Origin of the sequence: Aeromonas sp. FL131, from assembly GCF_049860615.1 — a bacterium.
In the GTDB taxonomy this organism is placed as follows: domain Bacteria; phylum Pseudomonadota; class Gammaproteobacteria; order Enterobacterales; family Aeromonadaceae; genus Aeromonas; species Aeromonas hydrophila.
On the sequence record NZ_CP187595.1, the window covers coordinates 4,140,200 to 4,157,225 of the forward strand.

At 58.9% G+C, this 17,026-nt stretch carries 18 protein-coding genes; 6 read left to right on the forward strand and 12 right to left on the reverse strand.

Annotation, left to right across the window (positions count from 1 at the left end; genetic code table 11):
- The first annotated feature begins 52 nt into the window (after window positions 1-52).
- The 5 genes from glnA to add all read left to right on the forward strand — a co-directional run bounded on the left by glnA (window position 53) and on the right by add (window position 5,842).
- The gene (gene glnA / locus ACPW75_RS19250) at window positions 53-1,462 is read left to right on the forward strand and encodes a glutamate--ammonia ligase (RefSeq protein ID WP_011704284.1); all 1,410 of its coding nucleotides are present in this window, start codon (window positions 53-55) and stop codon (window positions 1,460-1,462) included.
- A gap of 91 nt (window positions 1,463-1,553) precedes the next feature.
- Window positions 1,554-2,135 carry a DUF4124 domain-containing protein gene (locus ACPW75_RS19255; RefSeq protein ID WP_011704283.1) on the forward strand — a complete coding sequence of 194 codons (582 nt, stop codon included), beginning with the start codon at window positions 1,554-1,556 and terminating at the stop codon, window positions 2,133-2,135.
- 80 nt (window positions 2,136-2,215) lie between these two features.
- Window positions 2,216-3,271 (forward strand): nitrogen regulation protein NR(II), encoded by a 1,056-nt coding sequence (gene glnL, locus ACPW75_RS19260; protein WP_077095837.1) that lies wholly within the window; start codon window positions 2,216-2,218, stop codon window positions 3,269-3,271.
- 9 nt (window positions 3,272-3,280) lie between these two features.
- Window positions 3,281-4,699: a nitrogen regulation protein NR(I) gene (glnG, locus tag ACPW75_RS19265; protein WP_010635441.1), complete on the forward strand. Its 1,419-nt coding sequence runs from the start codon at window positions 3,281-3,283 to the stop codon at window positions 4,697-4,699.
- A gap of 141 nt (window positions 4,700-4,840) precedes the next feature.
- Complete coding sequence (gene add, locus ACPW75_RS19270) at window positions 4,841-5,842, forward strand: adenosine deaminase (protein WP_077095873.1); 1,002 nt, start codon at window positions 4,841-4,843, stop codon at window positions 5,840-5,842.
- A 68-nt stretch (window positions 5,843-5,910) separates the two neighbouring features.
- Here the strand turns inward: add and hemN are convergent, their stop codons facing one another.
- The 4 genes from hemN to ACPW75_RS19290 all read right to left on the reverse strand — a co-directional run bounded on the left by hemN (window position 5,911) and on the right by ACPW75_RS19290 (window position 9,788).
- On the reverse strand, window positions 5,911-7,284 hold the full coding sequence (hemN, locus tag ACPW75_RS19275; protein ID WP_077095838.1) for an oxygen-independent coproporphyrinogen III oxidase: 1,374 nt from the start codon (window positions 7,282-7,284) through the stop codon (window positions 5,911-5,913).
- A gap of 27 nt (window positions 7,285-7,311) precedes the next feature.
- Window positions 7,312-7,752: a DUF2489 domain-containing protein gene (locus tag ACPW75_RS19280; protein ID WP_016349087.1), complete on the reverse strand. Its 441-nt coding sequence runs from the start codon at window positions 7,750-7,752 to the stop codon at window positions 7,312-7,314.
- 11 nt (window positions 7,753-7,763) lie between these two features.
- Window positions 7,764-8,342 (reverse strand): Der GTPase-activating protein YihI, encoded by a 579-nt coding sequence (gene yihI / locus ACPW75_RS19285; RefSeq protein ID WP_179101371.1) that lies wholly within the window; start codon window positions 8,340-8,342, stop codon window positions 7,764-7,766.
- Between the two features lie 828 nt (window positions 8,343-9,170).
- Window positions 9,171-9,788 carry a c-type cytochrome gene (locus tag ACPW75_RS19290; protein ID WP_179101372.1) on the reverse strand — a complete coding sequence of 206 codons (618 nt, stop codon included), beginning with the start codon at window positions 9,786-9,788 and terminating at the stop codon, window positions 9,171-9,173.
- Window positions 9,789-9,930: 142 nt separating this feature from the next.
- Between ACPW75_RS19290 and yihA the strand changes: the two genes are divergently transcribed.
- On the forward strand, window positions 9,931-10,581 hold the full coding sequence (gene yihA, locus ACPW75_RS19295) for a ribosome biogenesis GTP-binding protein YihA/YsxC (RefSeq protein ID WP_077095841.1): 651 nt from the start codon (window positions 9,931-9,933) through the stop codon (window positions 10,579-10,581).
- 791 nt (window positions 10,582-11,372) lie between these two features.
- Here yihA and ACPW75_RS19300 read toward each other — a convergent pair.
- The 8 genes from ACPW75_RS19300 to dprA all read right to left on the reverse strand — a co-directional run bounded on the left by ACPW75_RS19300 (window position 11,373) and on the right by dprA (window position 17,025).
- On the reverse strand, window positions 11,373-11,633 hold the full coding sequence (locus ACPW75_RS19300; RefSeq protein WP_016349082.1) for a DUF1488 domain-containing protein: 261 nt from the start codon (window positions 11,631-11,633) through the stop codon (window positions 11,373-11,375).
- Window positions 11,630-12,451: a shikimate dehydrogenase gene (gene aroE, locus ACPW75_RS19305; protein ID WP_077095842.1), complete on the reverse strand. Its 822-nt coding sequence runs from the start codon at window positions 12,449-12,451 to the stop codon at window positions 11,630-11,632. Before aroE ends, ACPW75_RS19300 begins: the two co-directional genes overlap by 4 nt.
- A 103-nt stretch (window positions 12,452-12,554) precedes the next feature.
- Complete coding sequence (gene hemF / locus ACPW75_RS19310) at window positions 12,555-13,463, reverse strand: oxygen-dependent coproporphyrinogen oxidase (protein ID WP_077095843.1); 909 nt, start codon at window positions 13,461-13,463, stop codon at window positions 12,555-12,557.
- Between the two features lie 94 nt (window positions 13,464-13,557).
- Window positions 13,558-14,118 carry a Sua5/YciO/YrdC/YwlC family protein gene (locus ACPW75_RS19315; RefSeq protein ID WP_077095844.1) on the reverse strand — a complete coding sequence of 187 codons (561 nt, stop codon included), beginning with the start codon at window positions 14,116-14,118 and terminating at the stop codon, window positions 13,558-13,560.
- Between the two features lie 134 nt (window positions 14,119-14,252).
- Window positions 14,253-14,756 carry a 5-(carboxyamino)imidazole ribonucleotide mutase gene (gene purE, locus ACPW75_RS19320; RefSeq protein WP_011704271.1) on the reverse strand — a complete coding sequence of 168 codons (504 nt, stop codon included), beginning with the start codon at window positions 14,754-14,756 and terminating at the stop codon, window positions 14,253-14,255.
- Window positions 14,757-14,830: 74 nt separating this feature from the next.
- Window positions 14,831-15,388 (reverse strand): DNA topoisomerase family protein, encoded by a 558-nt coding sequence (locus ACPW75_RS19325; RefSeq protein WP_017410581.1) that lies wholly within the window; start codon window positions 15,386-15,388, stop codon window positions 14,831-14,833.
- Between the two features lie 55 nt (window positions 15,389-15,443).
- Window positions 15,444-15,917 (reverse strand): DUF494 family protein, encoded by a 474-nt coding sequence (locus ACPW75_RS19330; protein WP_011704269.1) that lies wholly within the window; start codon window positions 15,915-15,917, stop codon window positions 15,444-15,446.
- Window positions 15,910-17,025: a DNA-processing protein DprA gene (dprA, locus tag ACPW75_RS19335; protein WP_077095845.1), complete on the reverse strand. Its 1,116-nt coding sequence runs from the start codon at window positions 17,023-17,025 to the stop codon at window positions 15,910-15,912. The genes ACPW75_RS19330 and dprA overlap by 8 nt, the downstream gene beginning before the upstream one ends.
- Window position 17,026: the final 1 nt, after the last annotated feature.

A 17,026-nucleotide genomic window follows, 5' to 3' on the forward strand; every position in this document is an offset into this window, starting at 1 on the left:
GAATGTGATGACGCATTCACCCTAAGAGTTTTAACACCGGAGGTTACTTAGCATGTCAGCCCAGAACGTTTTGGCCCTGATCCAGGAACACGAAGTCAAGTTTGTCGACCTGCGCTTTACCGACACCAAGGGTAAAGAGCAGCACGTATCCATCCCTTCCCATCAGGTTGACGAAGATTTCTTCGAAGACGGCAAGATGTTCGATGGTTCCTCCATCGGCGGCTGGAAGGGCATCAACGAATCAGACATGGTGCTGATGCCGGATGCGGCCTCCGCCAAACTGGATCCGTTCACCGAAGAGACCACCCTGAACATCGTCTGTGACGTGCTGGAACCGGCTACCATGCAGGGCTACGACCGCGATCCGCGCTCCATCGCCAAGCGTGCCGAAGACTTCCTGAAGTCCAGCGGCATCGCTGACACCGTGCTGTTCGGGCCGGAGCCGGAATTCTTCATGTTCGACAACATCACCTTCTCGAACACCATGGGCCACAGCTTCGTGAAGATCGAATCCGAAGAAGCCGCCTGGAACTCCGGTACCGATTACGAGCACGGCAACAAGGGTCACCGTCCTTTCGTCAAGGGTGGCTACTTCCCGGTTGCACCGGTTGACTCCTCTCAGGATATCCGTGCCGCCATGTGTCTGGTGCTGGAAGAGATGGGCCAGGTCGTTGAAGCTCACCACCACGAAGTGGCGACTGCCGGTCAGAACGAGATCGCGACCCGTTTCAACACCCTCACCCTGAAAGCGGATGAAGTGCAGGTGCTGAAGTACGTGATCCACAACGTGGCCCACGCCTACAACAAGACCGTCACCTTCATGCCGAAACCCATGTTCGGTGACAACGGCTCCGGCATGCACTGCCACCAGTCCCTGGCCAAGAACGGCGTCAACCTGTTCGCCGGCGACCTGTACGGCGGTCTGTCCGAGATGGCGCTGCACTACATCGGCGGCATCATCAAGCATGCCAAGGCCATCAACGCCTTCGCCAACCCGACCACCAACTCCTACAAGCGTCTGGTACCGGGTTATGAAGCACCGGTCATGCTGGCCTACTCTGCCCGCAACCGCTCTGCCTCCATCCGTATCCCGGTAGTGCCGAGCCCGAAAGCTCGCCGCATCGAAGTCCGCTTCCCGGATCCGGCTGCCAACCCGTACCTGGCCTTCGCAGCTCAGCTGATGGCCGGTCTGGACGGCATCATCAACAAGATCCATCCGGGCGATGCCATGGACAAGAACTTGTATGACCTGCCGCCGGAAGAAGCAGCCGAAGTGCCGACCGTGGCCGGCTCTCTGGACGAAGCCCTGGCTGCGCTGGATGCGGATCGCGAGTTCCTGACCCGCGGCGGCGTATTCAGCGACGACTTCATCAACTCCTACCTGGAGCTGAAGCAGCAGGACGTTGACCGCGTGCGCATGACCCCGCATCCGCTGGAGTTCGAACTGTACTACTCCGTTTAATCCGGAAGCCAGCTCAGAACTTGACCAAACCCGCCGACAGGCGGGTTTTTTCTCTGATAGGATTAAGCAAAATCCCGTCAAGGAGAGATGGATGAAAAACGCCAACCCAGTATGGATGCTGAGCCTGTTGCTGCTGGTCGCCACCGGCGCCCAGGCTGCCAAGGTATACTCCTGGACCGACAGCCAGGGGGTCGTTCACTATACGGATGCCCCTCCCCCCGGCCAGAAAGCCAAGGAGGTCGATCTGCGCGTCGCCCCCTTCATCGGCAGTTCACCCCGCTCGGTGCAAGTTGACAACTTCAACAGCCTCACCGGCGTCGATGCCAAGAAAGAGAAGGAAGCGGCCAAGCTGGTGATCGAACTGCTCTCCCCGGAACAGGGCAGCACCCTACGCGACAACACCGGCAACGTGGTGTTTCAGGGTCAGATCAGCCCGCAACCGCCGACCCAGTACGATGTGCGCCTGACCCTGGACGGCAAGGCTGCCCCCATCGTTAAAAACTCGCTCGCCATTCGGGTCGAAAACCTCGATCGCGGTGCCCACGAGGCCCAACTCGAGCTGCTCGCCAAAGACGGTACGATCCTTGCTAAATCCAAGCCAGTCACCTTCTACCTGCACCGGGCCAGCATCAATCCTGCACCCAAAGTGACCCCCCTCAACAACAAGGGGTGATCCTGTGCCTCGATACGGGTAGACTAAATGCACCACATTGGTGCATTGCTGGTGTATAGCACCGTTTTAGGGAGAAACCTGTGCCAACCCGCCCGGATCAAGCCAAGATACTGCTCGATAACTTGCTGACCGCCGTCATCCTGATGGATGAACGGCTCTGCATCCAGTTCGTCAACCCGGCCGCCGAGCAGTTGCTCTCCCTCAGTCAGCGCCGGCTGATCGGTATCGAACTGCCCCACCTGCTGGAACATATCTCCCTCGATCTGCAGCGGCTCAAGCAGTGCCTCAGCTCGGGGCAGGGCTTCACCGACAGTGAAGTCACCCTGGTGGTGGAAGGGGAGCCCAGACTGGTGGAGATGAGCGTCAGCCCACTGGCCGATCATGAGCAGCGGCTGATGGTGGTGGAGCTGCGCAAGATCGACCAGCAGAAGAAGATCAGCCAGGAGCTGCAGCAGCATGCCCAGCAACAGGCGGCCAAGGAGCTGGTGCGCGGCCTGGCCCACGAGATCAAGAATCCCCTCGGCGGTCTGCGCGGCGCGGCCCAACTGCTGCAAAAGGAGCTGCCCGACCCCGCCCTGCGCGAATACACCGGCATCATCATCGAACAGGCCGACCGGCTGCGGGTGCTGGTCGATCGGCTGCTCGGCCCCCAGCGCCCGGGTCGTCACCAGATGCACAACGTGCACTCGGTGCTGGAGCAGGTGCGTCGGCTGGTAGAGCTGGAGCTGCCGCCAACGGTGCGCATTGAGCGGGATTACGATCCCAGCATCCCGGAATTCGAGATGGAGTCGGACCAGCTGCAGCAGGCCTTTCTCAACATGGTGCGCAACGCCGCCGAGGCCATCGGCGAGCAGACCGGCCTCATCCGCATCAAGACCCGCACCGCGTTCCAGATCACCATCCACGGCCAGCGCTACCGCCTAGCGGCCGAGATCAAGATCATCGACAACGGCCCCGGCATCCCGGATGCCATCCGCGACACCCTCTTCTATCCGATGATCACCGGCAAGGAAGGGGGCACCGGGCTCGGCCTCTCCATCGCCCAGAACCTGATCGACCAGCACAAGGGGCGGATCGACTGCATCAGCTGGCCAGGCCACACCGAATTCACCATCTTTCTACCGCTTCGCAAATAAGGGAACGTCATGACAGCAAAAGTGTGGATCGTCGATGACGACAGTTCTATCCGCTGGGTGCTGGAGCGCACCCTCGGCAGTGAAGGCTTCGAGTGCGAGAGCTTCGCCGATGGCGAGGCGCTGCTGAGCTCGCTGGAAATGCGCTCACCAGATGTGATCCTCTCCGATATCCGCATGCCCGGCATCGACGGCCTCAGCCTGCTTGAGCAGATCCATCGCCGCCAGGCCGATCTGCCCATCATCATCATGACCGCCCACTCGGATCTCGACAGCGCGGTCAACGCCTACCAGCGCGGTGCCTTCGAATACCTGCCCAAACCGTTCGACATCGACGAGGCGGTAACCCTGGTGCGCCGCGCCGAGAATCACCTCAAGGAGCAGCGCACCAAACGCAAGGCACGCCAGCAGGATCCGGCCAGCAGCCCGGAGATCATCGGCGAGGCGCCGGCCATGCAGGAGGTGTTCCGCGCCATCGGCCGGCTGTCGCGCTCCAGCATCTCGGTGCTGATCAACGGCCAGAGCGGCACCGGCAAGGAGCTGGTCGCCCACGCCCTGCACAAGCACAGCCCGCGCGCCCACAAGAACTTCATCGCCCTCAACATGGCCGCCATCCCGAAAGATCTCATCGAATCGGAACTGTTCGGCCATGAGAAGGGAGCCTTCACCGGCGCCAACAACATTCGCCACGGCCGCTTCGAACAGGCCGACGGCGGCACCCTGTTTCTCGACGAGATAGGCGACATGCCGCTGGATGTGCAGACCCGGCTGCTGCGGGTACTGGCCGACGGCCAGTTCTACCGGGTTGGCGGCCATCAGCCGGTGCAGGTGGATGTGCGGATCATCGCCGCCACCCACCAGAATCTGGAGAAGCGGGTGGCCGACGGTGAATTTCGGGAAGACCTGTTCCACCGCCTCAATGTCATCCGGATCCACATTCCCGCCCTCAAGGAGCGCCGCGAGGACATTCCCCAGCTGGCCCAGCACTTCCTGCTGCGGGCAGCCAAGGAGCTGAACGTGGAGGCCAAAAGTCTGCATCCGGATACCCAGGCCTACATCAGCCGCCTGCCCTGGCCGGGCAACGTGCGCCAGCTGGAGAACGTCTGCCGCTGGCTCACCGTGATGGCCTCGGGCCAGGAGGTGCTGGTGAGCGATCTACCCACCGAGCTGCTGACCCCCATCACCAGCACCGCCGAACCGGGTCAGCCGGCCCTGTCCGGCGGCTGGCAGCAGCAGTTGCAGGATTGGGTCGCCGCCAAGCTGGCGCTGGGGGAGACCGACATCCTGGCCGATGCCCTGCCCCAGTTCGAGCGGATCATGCTGGAAACCGCGCTGGACCATACCCATGGTCACAAACAGGAAGCGGCCCGCCTGCTCGGTTGGGGGCGCAACACCCTCACCCGCAAGCTGAAGGAACTCGACCTCTCCTGAGTCCTTGGGAAAAACGATTCCCATCACGCCTTGGCAAATCGCCGGCCAATAAGACCCCGTTTGATTTCAAACGGGGTATCTTTTTTGAGATCCCTGCCTAGAATGGCAGGCTTTCACACCCGACTCGAAGAAGGCGCCATCATGATTGACAGATCTCTTCCCCTGACCGACCTGCACCGCCATCTGGACGGCAACATCCGCCCGCAGACCATCCTCGAGCTGGGCCGTCAGCACAACATCCAACTGCCCGCCTTCGAGCTGGAGGCGCTGCGCCCCCATGTGCAGATCGTCGAGAATGAACCGAGCCTGGTCGCCTTCCTCAAAAAGCTGGACTGGGGCGTGGCCGTGCTGGCCGATTACGACGCCTGCCGCCGGGTCGCCTACGAGAATGTGGAAGACCTGCTGCGCGCCGGCATCGACTATGCCGAACTGCGTTTCAGCCCGGCCTACATGGCAATGGCCCACAAGCTGCACCCGCAGGGCGTGGTCGAAGCCATCATCGACGGCGTGGCGGCTGGCAGCCGCGACTTCGGCATCAAGACCAACCTGATCGGCATCATGAGCCGCACCTTCGGCACCGAGCAGTGCAAGCAAGAACTGGATGCCTGCCTGGCCCATCGTGATCGGCTGGTCGCCATCGATCTGGCCGGCGACGAGCTGGGCTTCCCGGGCGAGCTGTTCACCGACCACTTCCGCCGGGTGCGTGATGCTGGCATGCGCGTCACCGTGCACGCCGGTGAAGCCGCCGGCCCCGAGAGCATGTGGCAGGCCATTCGCGAGCTGGGTGCCGAACGTATCGGCCACGGCGTCAAAGCCGTTCAGGATCCGGCCCTGATGGCCTATCTGGCCGAGCACCGCATCGGCATCGAGTCCTGCCTCACCTCCAACGTTCAGACCACCACGGTGGCGAGCCTGACCGAGCACCCGATCCGCCAGTTCCTGGCCGCCGGCGTGCTGGCTTGCCTCAACACCGACGACCCGGCGGTGGAAGGCATCGACCTGCCCCACGAATACGAGGTGGCGGCCCCGGCTGCCGGCATGACGGTGAGCGAGATCCGCACCGCCCAGCAGAACGGCCTGACCCTGGCCTTCCTGAGCGATACCGAGAAGGCCGAGTTGAGCGCCCGCGCCGCCCAGCGCTGAGCAGGGGCAAGCCCAATAAAAAAACCGCTGAGAGGCGGTTTTTTTATTTCCCAACGACATCGACCGGCTTAGATCACCCGGGAGAACTGCTGCTGGCGCGCCTTGCTCCGCAGGTAGACATCGAAGCACATGCAGATGTTGCGGATCAACAGCTGACCGGTGGAGACCACCTCCAGCCCCTCTTCGGTCATGCGCACCAGGCCATCATCGATGAAGGTCTGCAGCAGCTTGAGATCCTCCGCGAAGTACTCCCTGAACGCCAGGCCATGGGCCTGCTCGACGGCGGCAAAGTTCAGGCGAAAATCGCAGATGAGGCGCTTGATCACCTCGCGGCGGATTAGGTCGTCCTGATTGAGAGAGCACCCCTTCCACTGGGCATGCCCCAGCGTTTCCACCTGGCCATAGTAGGCCTTGAGCTCTTTCTGGTTCTGGGAATAGGCATCGCCGATCATGCTGATGGAGGAGACCCCCAGCCCCAGCAGATCACAATCCCCCTGGGTGGTATAGCCCTGGAAGTTGCGGTGCAGCTTGCCCTCACGCTGGGCCACCGCCAGCTCGTCGTCCGGCTTGGCGAAGTGATCCATGCCGATGAACTGATAACCACGGCCGGTCAGGAAGGCGATGGTGTCCTGCAGCATGGCCAGTTTTTCCTGCGGCGCCGGCATGTCCGCCTCTTTCAGCTTATGCTGAGCGGCAAAACGGCTGGGCAGGTGGGCATAGTTGAAGATGGAGAGACGGGCCGGCTCGGTCTTGAGCACCTCTTCCAGGGTGTGATGGAAGCTCTCCCGGTTCTGGTGCGGCAAGCCGTAGATGAGATCCAGGTTGGTGGAACGAAAGCCCAGTTCGCGAGCCCGTTCCAGCATGGCGCGGATGAAGTCGTTGTCCTGCTCGCGGTTGACCGCGACCTGGACCTCCTTGTTGAAATCCTGCACGCCGAGGCTGATGCGGTTGAAGCCGATTTCCCGCAGCACGTCCAGCATGGAGAGCTCAATCTCCCGCGGATCCACCTCGATGCTGATTTCGCCCTCTTCGGCGAAGTGGAAATGCTCCCGCAACATGGCCATCAGTCGGCGAGTCTGGGGTTCATCCAGATAGGTGGGAGTGCCGCCGCCCCAGTGCAACTGGGTCACCAGCCGCTGCTTGAACAGCGGGGCCTGCGCCTTGATCTCCTGCTCGAGGAAATCGAGGTATTGATCGGCCTTGTGGCGGTGACGAGTGATCACCTTGTTGCAGCCGCAGTAGTAGCAGAGCTTGTGACAGAAGGGGATATGCACGTAGAGCGACAGGTTGCGCGCCGGATACTGGCTCGCGGCCTGGACGAAGTCCGGATAACCGAAACCCTCGTTGAACTCCAGCGCAGTGGGATAGGAGGTGTAACGCGGACCGCTGTAGTTATATTTCTCGATCAGGGCCTGATCCCACACAATCTGTTCTGCTTGCACGCTTGCTTCCTCTTTTTTGTTATCGGCTCACCGGCTTAACTGAAAATCCTTCAGTCTGGCCACATCCTCGAGGATCTGCGCCTCCAGCTCGGCCTCATAGCCACTGCGTTCGAGATCCATCTTCATTACTTCATTGCGTTTGAGGGCCCGTCTCGCCTCATGAGTCGGCATCTCCTTCACCTTCTCGTAGAGACCGTACAAACCCGGAAATTCGCCGGCAAAGGCGCGACCGCCCTTGATCTGCAACGCATCCAGCAGATTGGTCAGCCGGATGGCGCCCTCGGAGTAGTCGCACTGACCATCCCGTACCGCATGGGCAATGACCCTGACACTCTCGAGGATCCGTTCATTGCGGGCCGCGATAGCCTGCTGCTGACTGTCGTGCTGGCGCTTGAGACGTGCCAGCAAGGTACCGGCATACCACGCCAGCCCCAACAAAATCAGGCCGCCCAACAAGGCGGCCAGCATCCATCCACTCATCACTTTTTCTTCGGCTCAGGCTTGGGCTCTGGCTGATAGTCGACCTGGGTGAAACGATCCCACAGCTCCTCTTCGGAGGCTGGCTGGCCCGGCTCGTCAAAGTTGGCCTCATCAAAATCAGCCTCGTCTTCGTCATCATCAGTGTCGATGATGCCAAGCTCGTCCATCAGCTCCTGATAGCGGTCAACCCGCTGATCAACCCAGGCCTGCTCGGTTGCTTCCAGGGTCTCACCGGCATCGAGCCGATCCAGCAGGTCATTCAGGCGATCATCATTCTCGATGGAGGCCAGCTCCTGCTCCGGCGTCATCACCAGCTTCTTCTCTTTGACCTGCTTGGGCGCGACCGGCTTGCTGCTCTTCTCTTCCACGATCAGGGCAACCGGCTTGCGGGAACCGATGCGCGGATCCTTGGCCTGTTTGGTGCCACTCTTCTTGCCGGCCTGCTCGACCTGCTGGCGGGATCCTGCCTTCAAGCCCTTGCGCTTGGCGGCGCGTTTGCGCTCACGGCCTTCCTGGGCACTGGCATCTGATTCTTTGCGCTTACCGGCAGGTTTGCGATTGGGTTGTTTAGCCGACATGAATGAATGACTCCGACAAATAACTGGATTGAAACCCGTTTCCGGTTCGAAAAGGTCCGGAAGAGGATGCTGACACGGGGAACGATGGATTAGAAACAAAGCGGGATCCCGCACCAATCCGGCCATAAATGGCCTTCGAATACCGCAGGATCGGCATCCTCTGGGCATGTTGCTGGTATTTTGACACAGAATGACCAAGCGGGTTAATGACCCAAAAGAAAAAAGGCAGCCGAAGCTGCCTTGATATGTTTATGCGAGTCCCATCCCTGGCTGCAAATCACCCTGTCCATGGTGATACATCTGCGCATCATATCTTTGTGTATGGTCATCCTGACCTTAATTGGTCGATCCTGAATGTGCGTGTGCTTGCCTGACCCATGCAGACGACGTCCGGTCATCTTCTGGGGTGATTGCTTCCCGCAGCCCCGCTCTTCCTGAACGGTCACCATCCTGGTCTTTCAATCCATTGCCTGCCACTCGCGTGGCCCTTGGCATCCTGCCTCATCGACATCCTGTCTTCACGACATCCCGGTCGTGAACCGCCGCGTGGGCCATTCCATGCATCCACTGTATCAATTTAATAAAGTGACTCAATCCATCAGGAACGTTTTCAAACGGAGATAAACGACTTATTGTCATTTAACATATTGAAATTAATGAATTACTAAGCATTTTTCTAAAAATGTTTAAGCCCTGGCCAGGCTGATGAATGGGAGATCTCTTACAACAATGCGAGAAAAAATTGGCCAAATGGTGTTAAAGACCAAAAAGAAACGAGGAGCCGGCGGCTCCTCGTCAATATCAATGAGATAATATCATCCGGCTTGATCAGTGCAGACCTGCCACATATTTGGACAGTACTTCGATATCCTGATCGGTCAGCTTCTTGGCAACGTCCCGCATCATGCTGTTCGGGTCGTTGTCACGGGCAGCGGTCCTAAAGGCCGTGAGCTGGGCCTTGATGTAGGCAGGATGCTGGCCGGACAGGCTCGGATACTTGGCCTGCTCGACGCCCGATCCACGCGGACCATGGCAGGCAGTACAGGCAGCCAGACCACGGCTCATGTCCCCTCCCATGTACAGCGCCTTGCCTGCAGCGACGGCGTCATCGGGTACCGCGAGCGGCGTCACCTTCTGACTGGAGAAGTAGGCTGCCAGGTCTTCCATGTCCTGTTCAGACAGGGGAAGCGCCATCGGCCCCATGATGGGAGCAACCCGGCCAGTTTGACCAGAAGCTGCAGCCTTCAGTTCAACTAACTGCTTTTTGATATATGATGCGTGCTGACCAGCAATCTTGGGGTACATATCGACTAGGCTGTTGCCGTCCGGTCCATGACAAGCCGCGCAAACGGCAGCCTTGGTTTGTCCCGCAGCGGCATCGCCCTTGGCTTGTGCCATCCCCGTTACGCCAACCATCAGAGCAAGAGTAATGACTAGGTTCTTCATGGCGTTCCAACTTCTCGTTATTAGGCTTCCAGATCCCATGCCGCTGAAGGCATGTTAAAATAAACGCGTTTAAGCGACGCCATTTTACACGATTTCACAAAAAAGTAACTCTATAACCCTCTATCTCTATGGGGAATTTACGTTGGATACACAAACTCTGAATTTCAATAAGGTGCATTTTGTGACCAGCGCACCCGACATCCGTCACCTGCCAAATGATGGGGGTGTCGAGATTGCGTTTGCCGGCCGTTCCAACGCCGGTAAGTCATCTGCATTGAATACCTTGACCAAGCACAAGAACCTGGCTCGCACCAGTAAGACGCCGGGACGCACCCAGCTGATCAACCTGTTTGAGCTGGAACCGGGCAAGCGTCTGGTCGACCTGCCTGGCTACGGTTATGCGCAGGTTCCGCTGGAAATGAAGCTCAAGTGGCAAAAGTCGCTGGCGGAATATCTGCAGCGTCGTGAGTCATTGAAAGGTCTGGTGATCCTGATGGACATCCGCCATCCGCTCAAAGATACCGATATGAATATGCTGGAGTGGAGCTCTCACCGCAAACTGCCGGTCATGCTGCTGCTGACCAAGGCCGACAAGCTGAGCCCAGGTCCGCGCAACAATCAGGTCATCAAGGTACGTCAGGCCGTAGCCGAGCTGGGTCCGCAGATCCAGGTGGAAGCCTTCTCTTCCCTGACCCAGATCGGGGTCGAAAAACTGGCACAGACGCTGACTGGCTGGTATCTCGCAGGCGCCGATGAAATGGCTGACGATGAGCCAGCACCGCTCGAGGAGTAAGCTACGTCCTGTATACACCACAACCAAACCCTGCAATTAGCGGAGCAGCTCCTCCGCTGATTGAAAGGCTTTCAGTCTGCTTGCCATAACCCCCTCTCGCCAGTGACATCGCCCACTCCCTACGATGAGTTATTGAAACACCATTTTTATCAATGGGATAAATAGTTAATTCTATATAACAATTAACTTTTAATCCCATTGGCAACGTTTTCAAAAATAGATGCCGGCGGGGGCGTTTCCTCACCAAATAAGTACCAAAGTGAAATTTTATTACAAAGCAGTCAATGGAAAGGATAAAAATGAGGCCGGTTCTGCAAATGCAGTACCGGCCTTAAACAATCAGTTCAAAAATTGGGAAGAAGCTAAATCTTGAGAACAAAGACGACTGGTTTTCCTCAAGAAGCCCCTTCATTCTAACAAACATTCGCCAACATTAAAGCATTTGCTCTAAACGCAACCCATAAAAAAACACCCCGATGATGACTCACCGGGGTCGCTATTCAGCCACATTCAATTACGTGAAATAAAAGGTCTGAAAGATAGAACATCTTACCTCTGTACCCTACGTTGCTAACTGTATAGCAAAGCAGCAGAAAGTGAAAGTAATTTATGTAATTAAGTTTCACGAAAAATGAATTACATAAATTATGTTATTTTTCATATAGATAAAAAAATCCCCAGTACGAATACCGGGGAGTTATAAAGGTGACTAGCTAGCACTTCCTCAACTATCTAGTTAGTCAGCACAACTTGGCGCAAGTTCCGCTGCTTTGAGAAAAAACTTGAAAAAATCAGAGGTAGATGGCTCCATCTTCTGCAAACTCTTGTTCCTCAATGAGTTTTTCAGCAATCTCCTCGATGTCAAAGCGCACGCTTTCGAAGGCTCGCAGGATGTCTTCCTCTCTGGCGAGGGAGAGCCCGGTCATTTTCTCCAGACGCCGGCGACTGATGTAGCAATCCACCAGCGCCCCCATCTGCTGGGCAGGGAAGTGGATCCGCTGTTCGTGCGCTTGCCAGTCGGCCAGCTCGGGAAACAAGATGCCTTGGTTCATAGGGTCCCCAGATTTCGTTTCAGTTCTCTCAATACCTGTTTAGTCCCTGGCCGGATTCCTCGCCACACGGTAAAGGCTTCTGCTGCCTGTTCCACCAGCATGCCGAGGCCGTCTACGGTCTGACGAGCCCCCTGCCCCTTGGCCCAGGCGATAAAGGGGGTATCGGTCGCGCCATACATCATGTCGTAGATGGCGATATCGGCATGGATCAGCGCCGGAGGGAGCGGCGGCAACTCCCCCTGCAGACTGGCGGAGGTGGAGTTGATGATCAGATCGAAATGGTCGCCCAGCTGCTCATAGGTCTGGGCACTGACCGCCCCCAGATCGCGAAACTCAGCAGCCAGCTGCTCCGCCCTAGCGTGAGTACGGTTGGCGATAACCAAGGCCTCGGGTTGCTCGGCCAGCAGCGGAGCCAGCGCACCGCGCGCAGCGCCTCCCGCCCCCAGCAGCAGGATCCTGCTGCCGGCAAGTGCCACACCATGCGCCTTGAGATCGGCCACCAACCCGGCACCATCTGTGTTGTCACCCAGCAGTACGCCATCATCGGTCAGCTTGATGGTGTTGACTGCCCCCGCCCGCCGGGCCCGAGGACTCAGTCGATCGACCAGGGCGAATGCCTGCTCCTTGAAGGGGACGGTGACATTGCATCCCTTGCCACCTTGGGCAAAGAAGTCTCTCAGACTAGTGGCGAACTCTTCGACGGCAGGCTCGGCCAGACCATATTCCAGCTCCTGCTGGGTTTGTCTGGCAAACAGGGTATGAATAAAGGGAGATTTGCTGTGGCGCACCGGGTGGCCAAAAACCAGATAACGATCCATCAAAGAGTTCCTTCAGAGGGCAATCTCCCGATTTAACGGGTTTTCGCACTCAGGAACAAGCCGAATATCGGCCAATAAGAAGGGGCCATCATGGCCCCTCTGGTCACAACCACTCGCGCGGTTTGAGGTAGTCAGTGTAGAGCAATGCTTCCGGGCTGCCCGCGGACGGCTGCCAGTCATATTCCCAGCGCGCCAGCGGCGGCATCGACATCAGGATCGATTCGGTACGCCCGCCTGTCTGCAAACCGAACAGGGTGCCACGGTCATACACCAGATTGAACTCCACATAGCGGCCACGACGATAGAGCTGGAATTCCCGCTCCCGTTCGCCATAAGCCAGCCCCTTGCGGCGTTCGACAATCGGTAGGTAGGCATCGAGATAGCCCTTGCCAACCGCCTGCATAAAGGCGAAACAGTCGGCAAACGACCAGCGATTCAGATCATCGAAGAAGAGGCCGCCGACGCCGCGTGTCTCGTCCCGGTGCTTGAGGAAGAAGTAGCGATCACACCAGGATTTGAACTCGGGATAAATATCGGTGCCGAACGGCTGACAAAGATCGAAGGAGACCTGATGCCAATGCCGTACGTCCTCTTCGAACGGATAAAACGGGGTGAGATCGAAGCCGCCACCAAACCACCAGATCGGCTCCTCCCCCTCTTTCTCGGCGATGAAGAAGCGCACATTGGCGTGGCTGGTCGGCACATACGGATTGTGTGGGTGGATCACCAGCGACACCCCCATGGCCTCAAACCGGCGGCCCGCCAGTTCCGGCCGATGGGCCGTTGCCGAGGCAGGCATGGCATCGCCATGAACGTGGGAGAAGTTGACCCCTCCCTGCTCGATCACCGCACCGTGACGCAGCACGCGAGTGCGGCCACCGCCACCTCCTTCACGGCGCCAGGCATCTTCCACAAAGTGTCCGACGCCGTCGGTCAGTTCCAGACCACGGCAGATCTCGTCCTGCAACTGCAGCAGGAAGGCCTTGACCTGGGCCACATCCGGTTTGCTCATCTTGTCTCCAGTCAGCCAGGATCGTCGCCTGACCCCATTATTGTGATGTCGCCGGATGGGCTAAGCCGATCCGCATTGCCGCTCTCCGAGCGGTTCAAGAGGGGCGGATGATGGCGCCGGTTCTGGCATCCTTGATCTCGGACGGATTGGCCTGCCCCCCCACTTCGCCGGGCAGGATATAGGCCAGCTGACTCGCCAACAATTCGCCGATATCCGCCACCCGGCGGGCCGGCTCTTCACCCGTCAGGTTGGCACTGGTAGAGACCAGCGGCTTGCCAAAGGCACGACACAGCCCTTGTACCTGCGGATGGGCCGTCACACGCACCGCCAGGGTAGTGAACTGACCGGTCAGCCAGGCGGGGGTATTGCTGCGCGCCGGCATGATCCAGGTGAAGGGACCAGGCCAGCTCGCTTCCACCCGGGCCAGCTGCTCGTCAGTGAGCTGGTCCAGATCGATGTAATCCTGCAACTGAGCCAGATCGGCAGCGATCAGGATCAGTCCCTTCTCCACCGGGCGTTGCTTGATCGCCAGCAGACGGTGTACCGCCGACTCGGAGTCAGGATCACAACCCAGGCCAAATACCGCCTCGGTCGCATAGGCAATCACCCCATCGCGCTGGAGGGCAGCAACTGCAAGTTCAAATTCATTGGGCATAAAAAATGCGACAGCCGGGCTGTCGCCTCATCATTGATTAACATTGAGCCTACGGAACGGCGACCCTGGCGCCCCTCCCTCATCGACCAGCGAGAGGCTGATGGCGAACGGGGTGGTGGTTGCCGTCTCGGAGCTTACTTGAGCAGGGCCTGCAAGGCGGCATCCTTGGCCAGTACCTCGTCGGCATTTTTCTGGCGTTCGGCCTGCACCTTGGCCGCCAGTTCATCATCCGCCACTGCCAGCATCTGCGCTGCCAGATAGCCTGCATTCTTGGCGCCGGCCTTGCCGATCGCCACGGTCGCCACCGGCACCCCGCCCGGCATCTGCACGGTGGAAAGCAGCGCATCCAGCCCCTTGAGCGGGCCGCCATCGATGGGCACACCGATCACGGGACGAGTCGTGATGCCTGCCACTGCGCCCGCCAGGTGAGCGGCGAGGCCGGCGGCACAGATAAAGACCTTGCAGCCACGGGCTTCGGCGTCGGTCACGTACTGATGAGTCGCAGCCGGTGTACGGTGTGCGGAGGTCACTTTCACTTCTACCGCGATATCGAATGACTTGAGCACCTCGAGGGTGGTCTGCATCACCGGAAAATCAGAATCAGAGCCCATCAATACGGCAACAAAGGGTTTATTCATGGTGGGAATTTCCTTACTCCAAGTGGGGGGTTGAAGTTAGCCGAAAACGTTTCAATTCGCTTGTGGCGGCCGGATTATACCTGCTCGCTCTGGTGGCCGCATTTCTTTTGCGGGCAGATCCAGCGCAGTGCTCCCCTCACCTTTTTCTCGACCATGATACCCCAGCCACATTGTGGGCAAGGCATGGGGACCGGCTTGTCATTCACCACATATTTGCAATGGGGGTAACCGTCGCAAGAGTAGAACTGCTTGCCATAGCGGGAGGTTCGGCTGATGAGGTGCCCCTTGCCACACTCCGGGCAGAGGATCTGGGTATCGTCGCTCTCCTGCAGGGATTCGATGTGCTGGCAGGCCGGGTACTGGGTGCAGCCGACAAACAGGCCATAACGCCCCTTCTTGATGGCCAGCGGCTGGCCGCAGTCCGGGCAGGCCGAGCCTTCGAGCACCTTCTCGATGTCACGACCGGATGGAGTCAGGGAGCGGATGTAATCGCAGGCAGGATAGGCGGAGCAACCGAGGAAGGGACCATGCTTGCCCTGGCGGATCACCAGCTCGGCCCCACACTGCGGGCACGGTTCGCGCTCGAAGGCATGTTCGTGGGCTGAAAAGAGGTGATGATCGATTTTTGACATGGGCCGCGCCTTGAAATCCAGATGACCTGAATTCTACCAGCGCGGCACCGGGCTGTCAGTGGATGACACCATCTGACTCGTCAAACACCAGCTCTTCCATCTGCTGGTAGGCATTTTCACTGCCCGGTACGTTGAACAGCACCATCATGACGACCCACTTCAGATCGTCCAGCTCGATATCCGGTTTATCAAGCTCAAGCAGGCGCTCGATGCAGATTTCGCGGGTTTCGGCATTGAGTACCTGGGCTTGTTCCAGAAACAGCAGGAAACCACGGCACTCGGTACTGAGGCGTGCCAGTTCTTGTGGGGCATAGATACGCATGGAGCCTTGCGCGCTGGCGGCCACGTAGACCTCCCGCTCGCTGTCATGCAGGTTGGCCAGTCGCTCCAGCCAGTTGAGCGCCTTCTCGATCTCGTCTTTGTCGAAACCTGCCCGGCTCAGTTCGTCGGTGAGTTCATTCTGCTCGACCATCACATCTGCATCGCTGTGGATGTAGGTCTCGAAAAGGTACATCAATACATCAAACATGATTCGCCCTCCTCGCTCTGACGTATCCACCGGCTACCGCCATCACTGCACCGGCCAGCTCCAGCTCTACCAACCTGCCCAATACCACTTCGACAGGAAGCTGGGACCGTTCGGCAACGGTATCCACGCTCGTGGTCTCATAATCTACGTTATCCAACAAATCGGCATAAGGCAATTCGCTATTATTCGAATGCTCAGACAAGTCAGCCACTTGCTGCAGCAGACCGACAAATCCGGGCAGCTCTTCCACTATATCGGCCGCGCTCAATACAAGTTTGGCCCCCTGCTGGATTAATTTGTTGCAACCCAGTGCCTGCACGTTTTGCGGGGCACCAGGTACGGCAAAGACCTCTCGCCCCTGTTCCAATGCATAACGGGCCGTGATGAGCGAACCACTCTGCTCGGCCGCCTCTACCACCAGGGTACCCAGCGACAAGCCACTGATGATGCGATTGCGCCGTGGAAAGTGCTCGGCCAGCGGTCCCTTGTCGGGTGCCAGCTCGGAGATAAGCAAACCGCCTCGCGCCAGGATCTCCATGGACAACCCCTGATGGCGCTTCGGATAGAGGCAGTCGAGCCCTGAGCCCAGCACGGCCAGGGTAGTCCCCCCTGCCGCCAACGCTTGCTGATGACACACCCCGTCGATGCCAAGCGCCAGTCCGGAGGTGATGGCCAGCCCGCAGGCAACCAGCTCCCTGCAGAGGCGGGCAGCATTGTCCTTGCCGGCATAGGTCGGATGGCGCGTGCCGACCATCGCCAGCTGAGGAACAGACAGGGCAGCCAGGTTGCCACGGCAGTAGAGCAACAGCGGGGCGGCAGGGATCTCTTTGAGCAAAGCGGGATAGGCGGGGTCATCCGGACACAGGATATGATTGCCGGGCTCGGCGGCCCAGCTCAGCGCCTGTTCGACAACCGGCTGGGGCCATCTCATCTGCTGGATTTGAGCGCTCTGCAGACCAAGAGCTCGCAGGGCGCCGTCGTCGGCGTCGAACAGGGTGACAATGTCACCGCCAAAATGGGCCAGCAGGCGAGCGGCGGTGACCGGACCGATACCGGTGACGGCATCCAGCGTCAACCACAGCGCGAGTCGCCCGGATGGAAGAGGCACG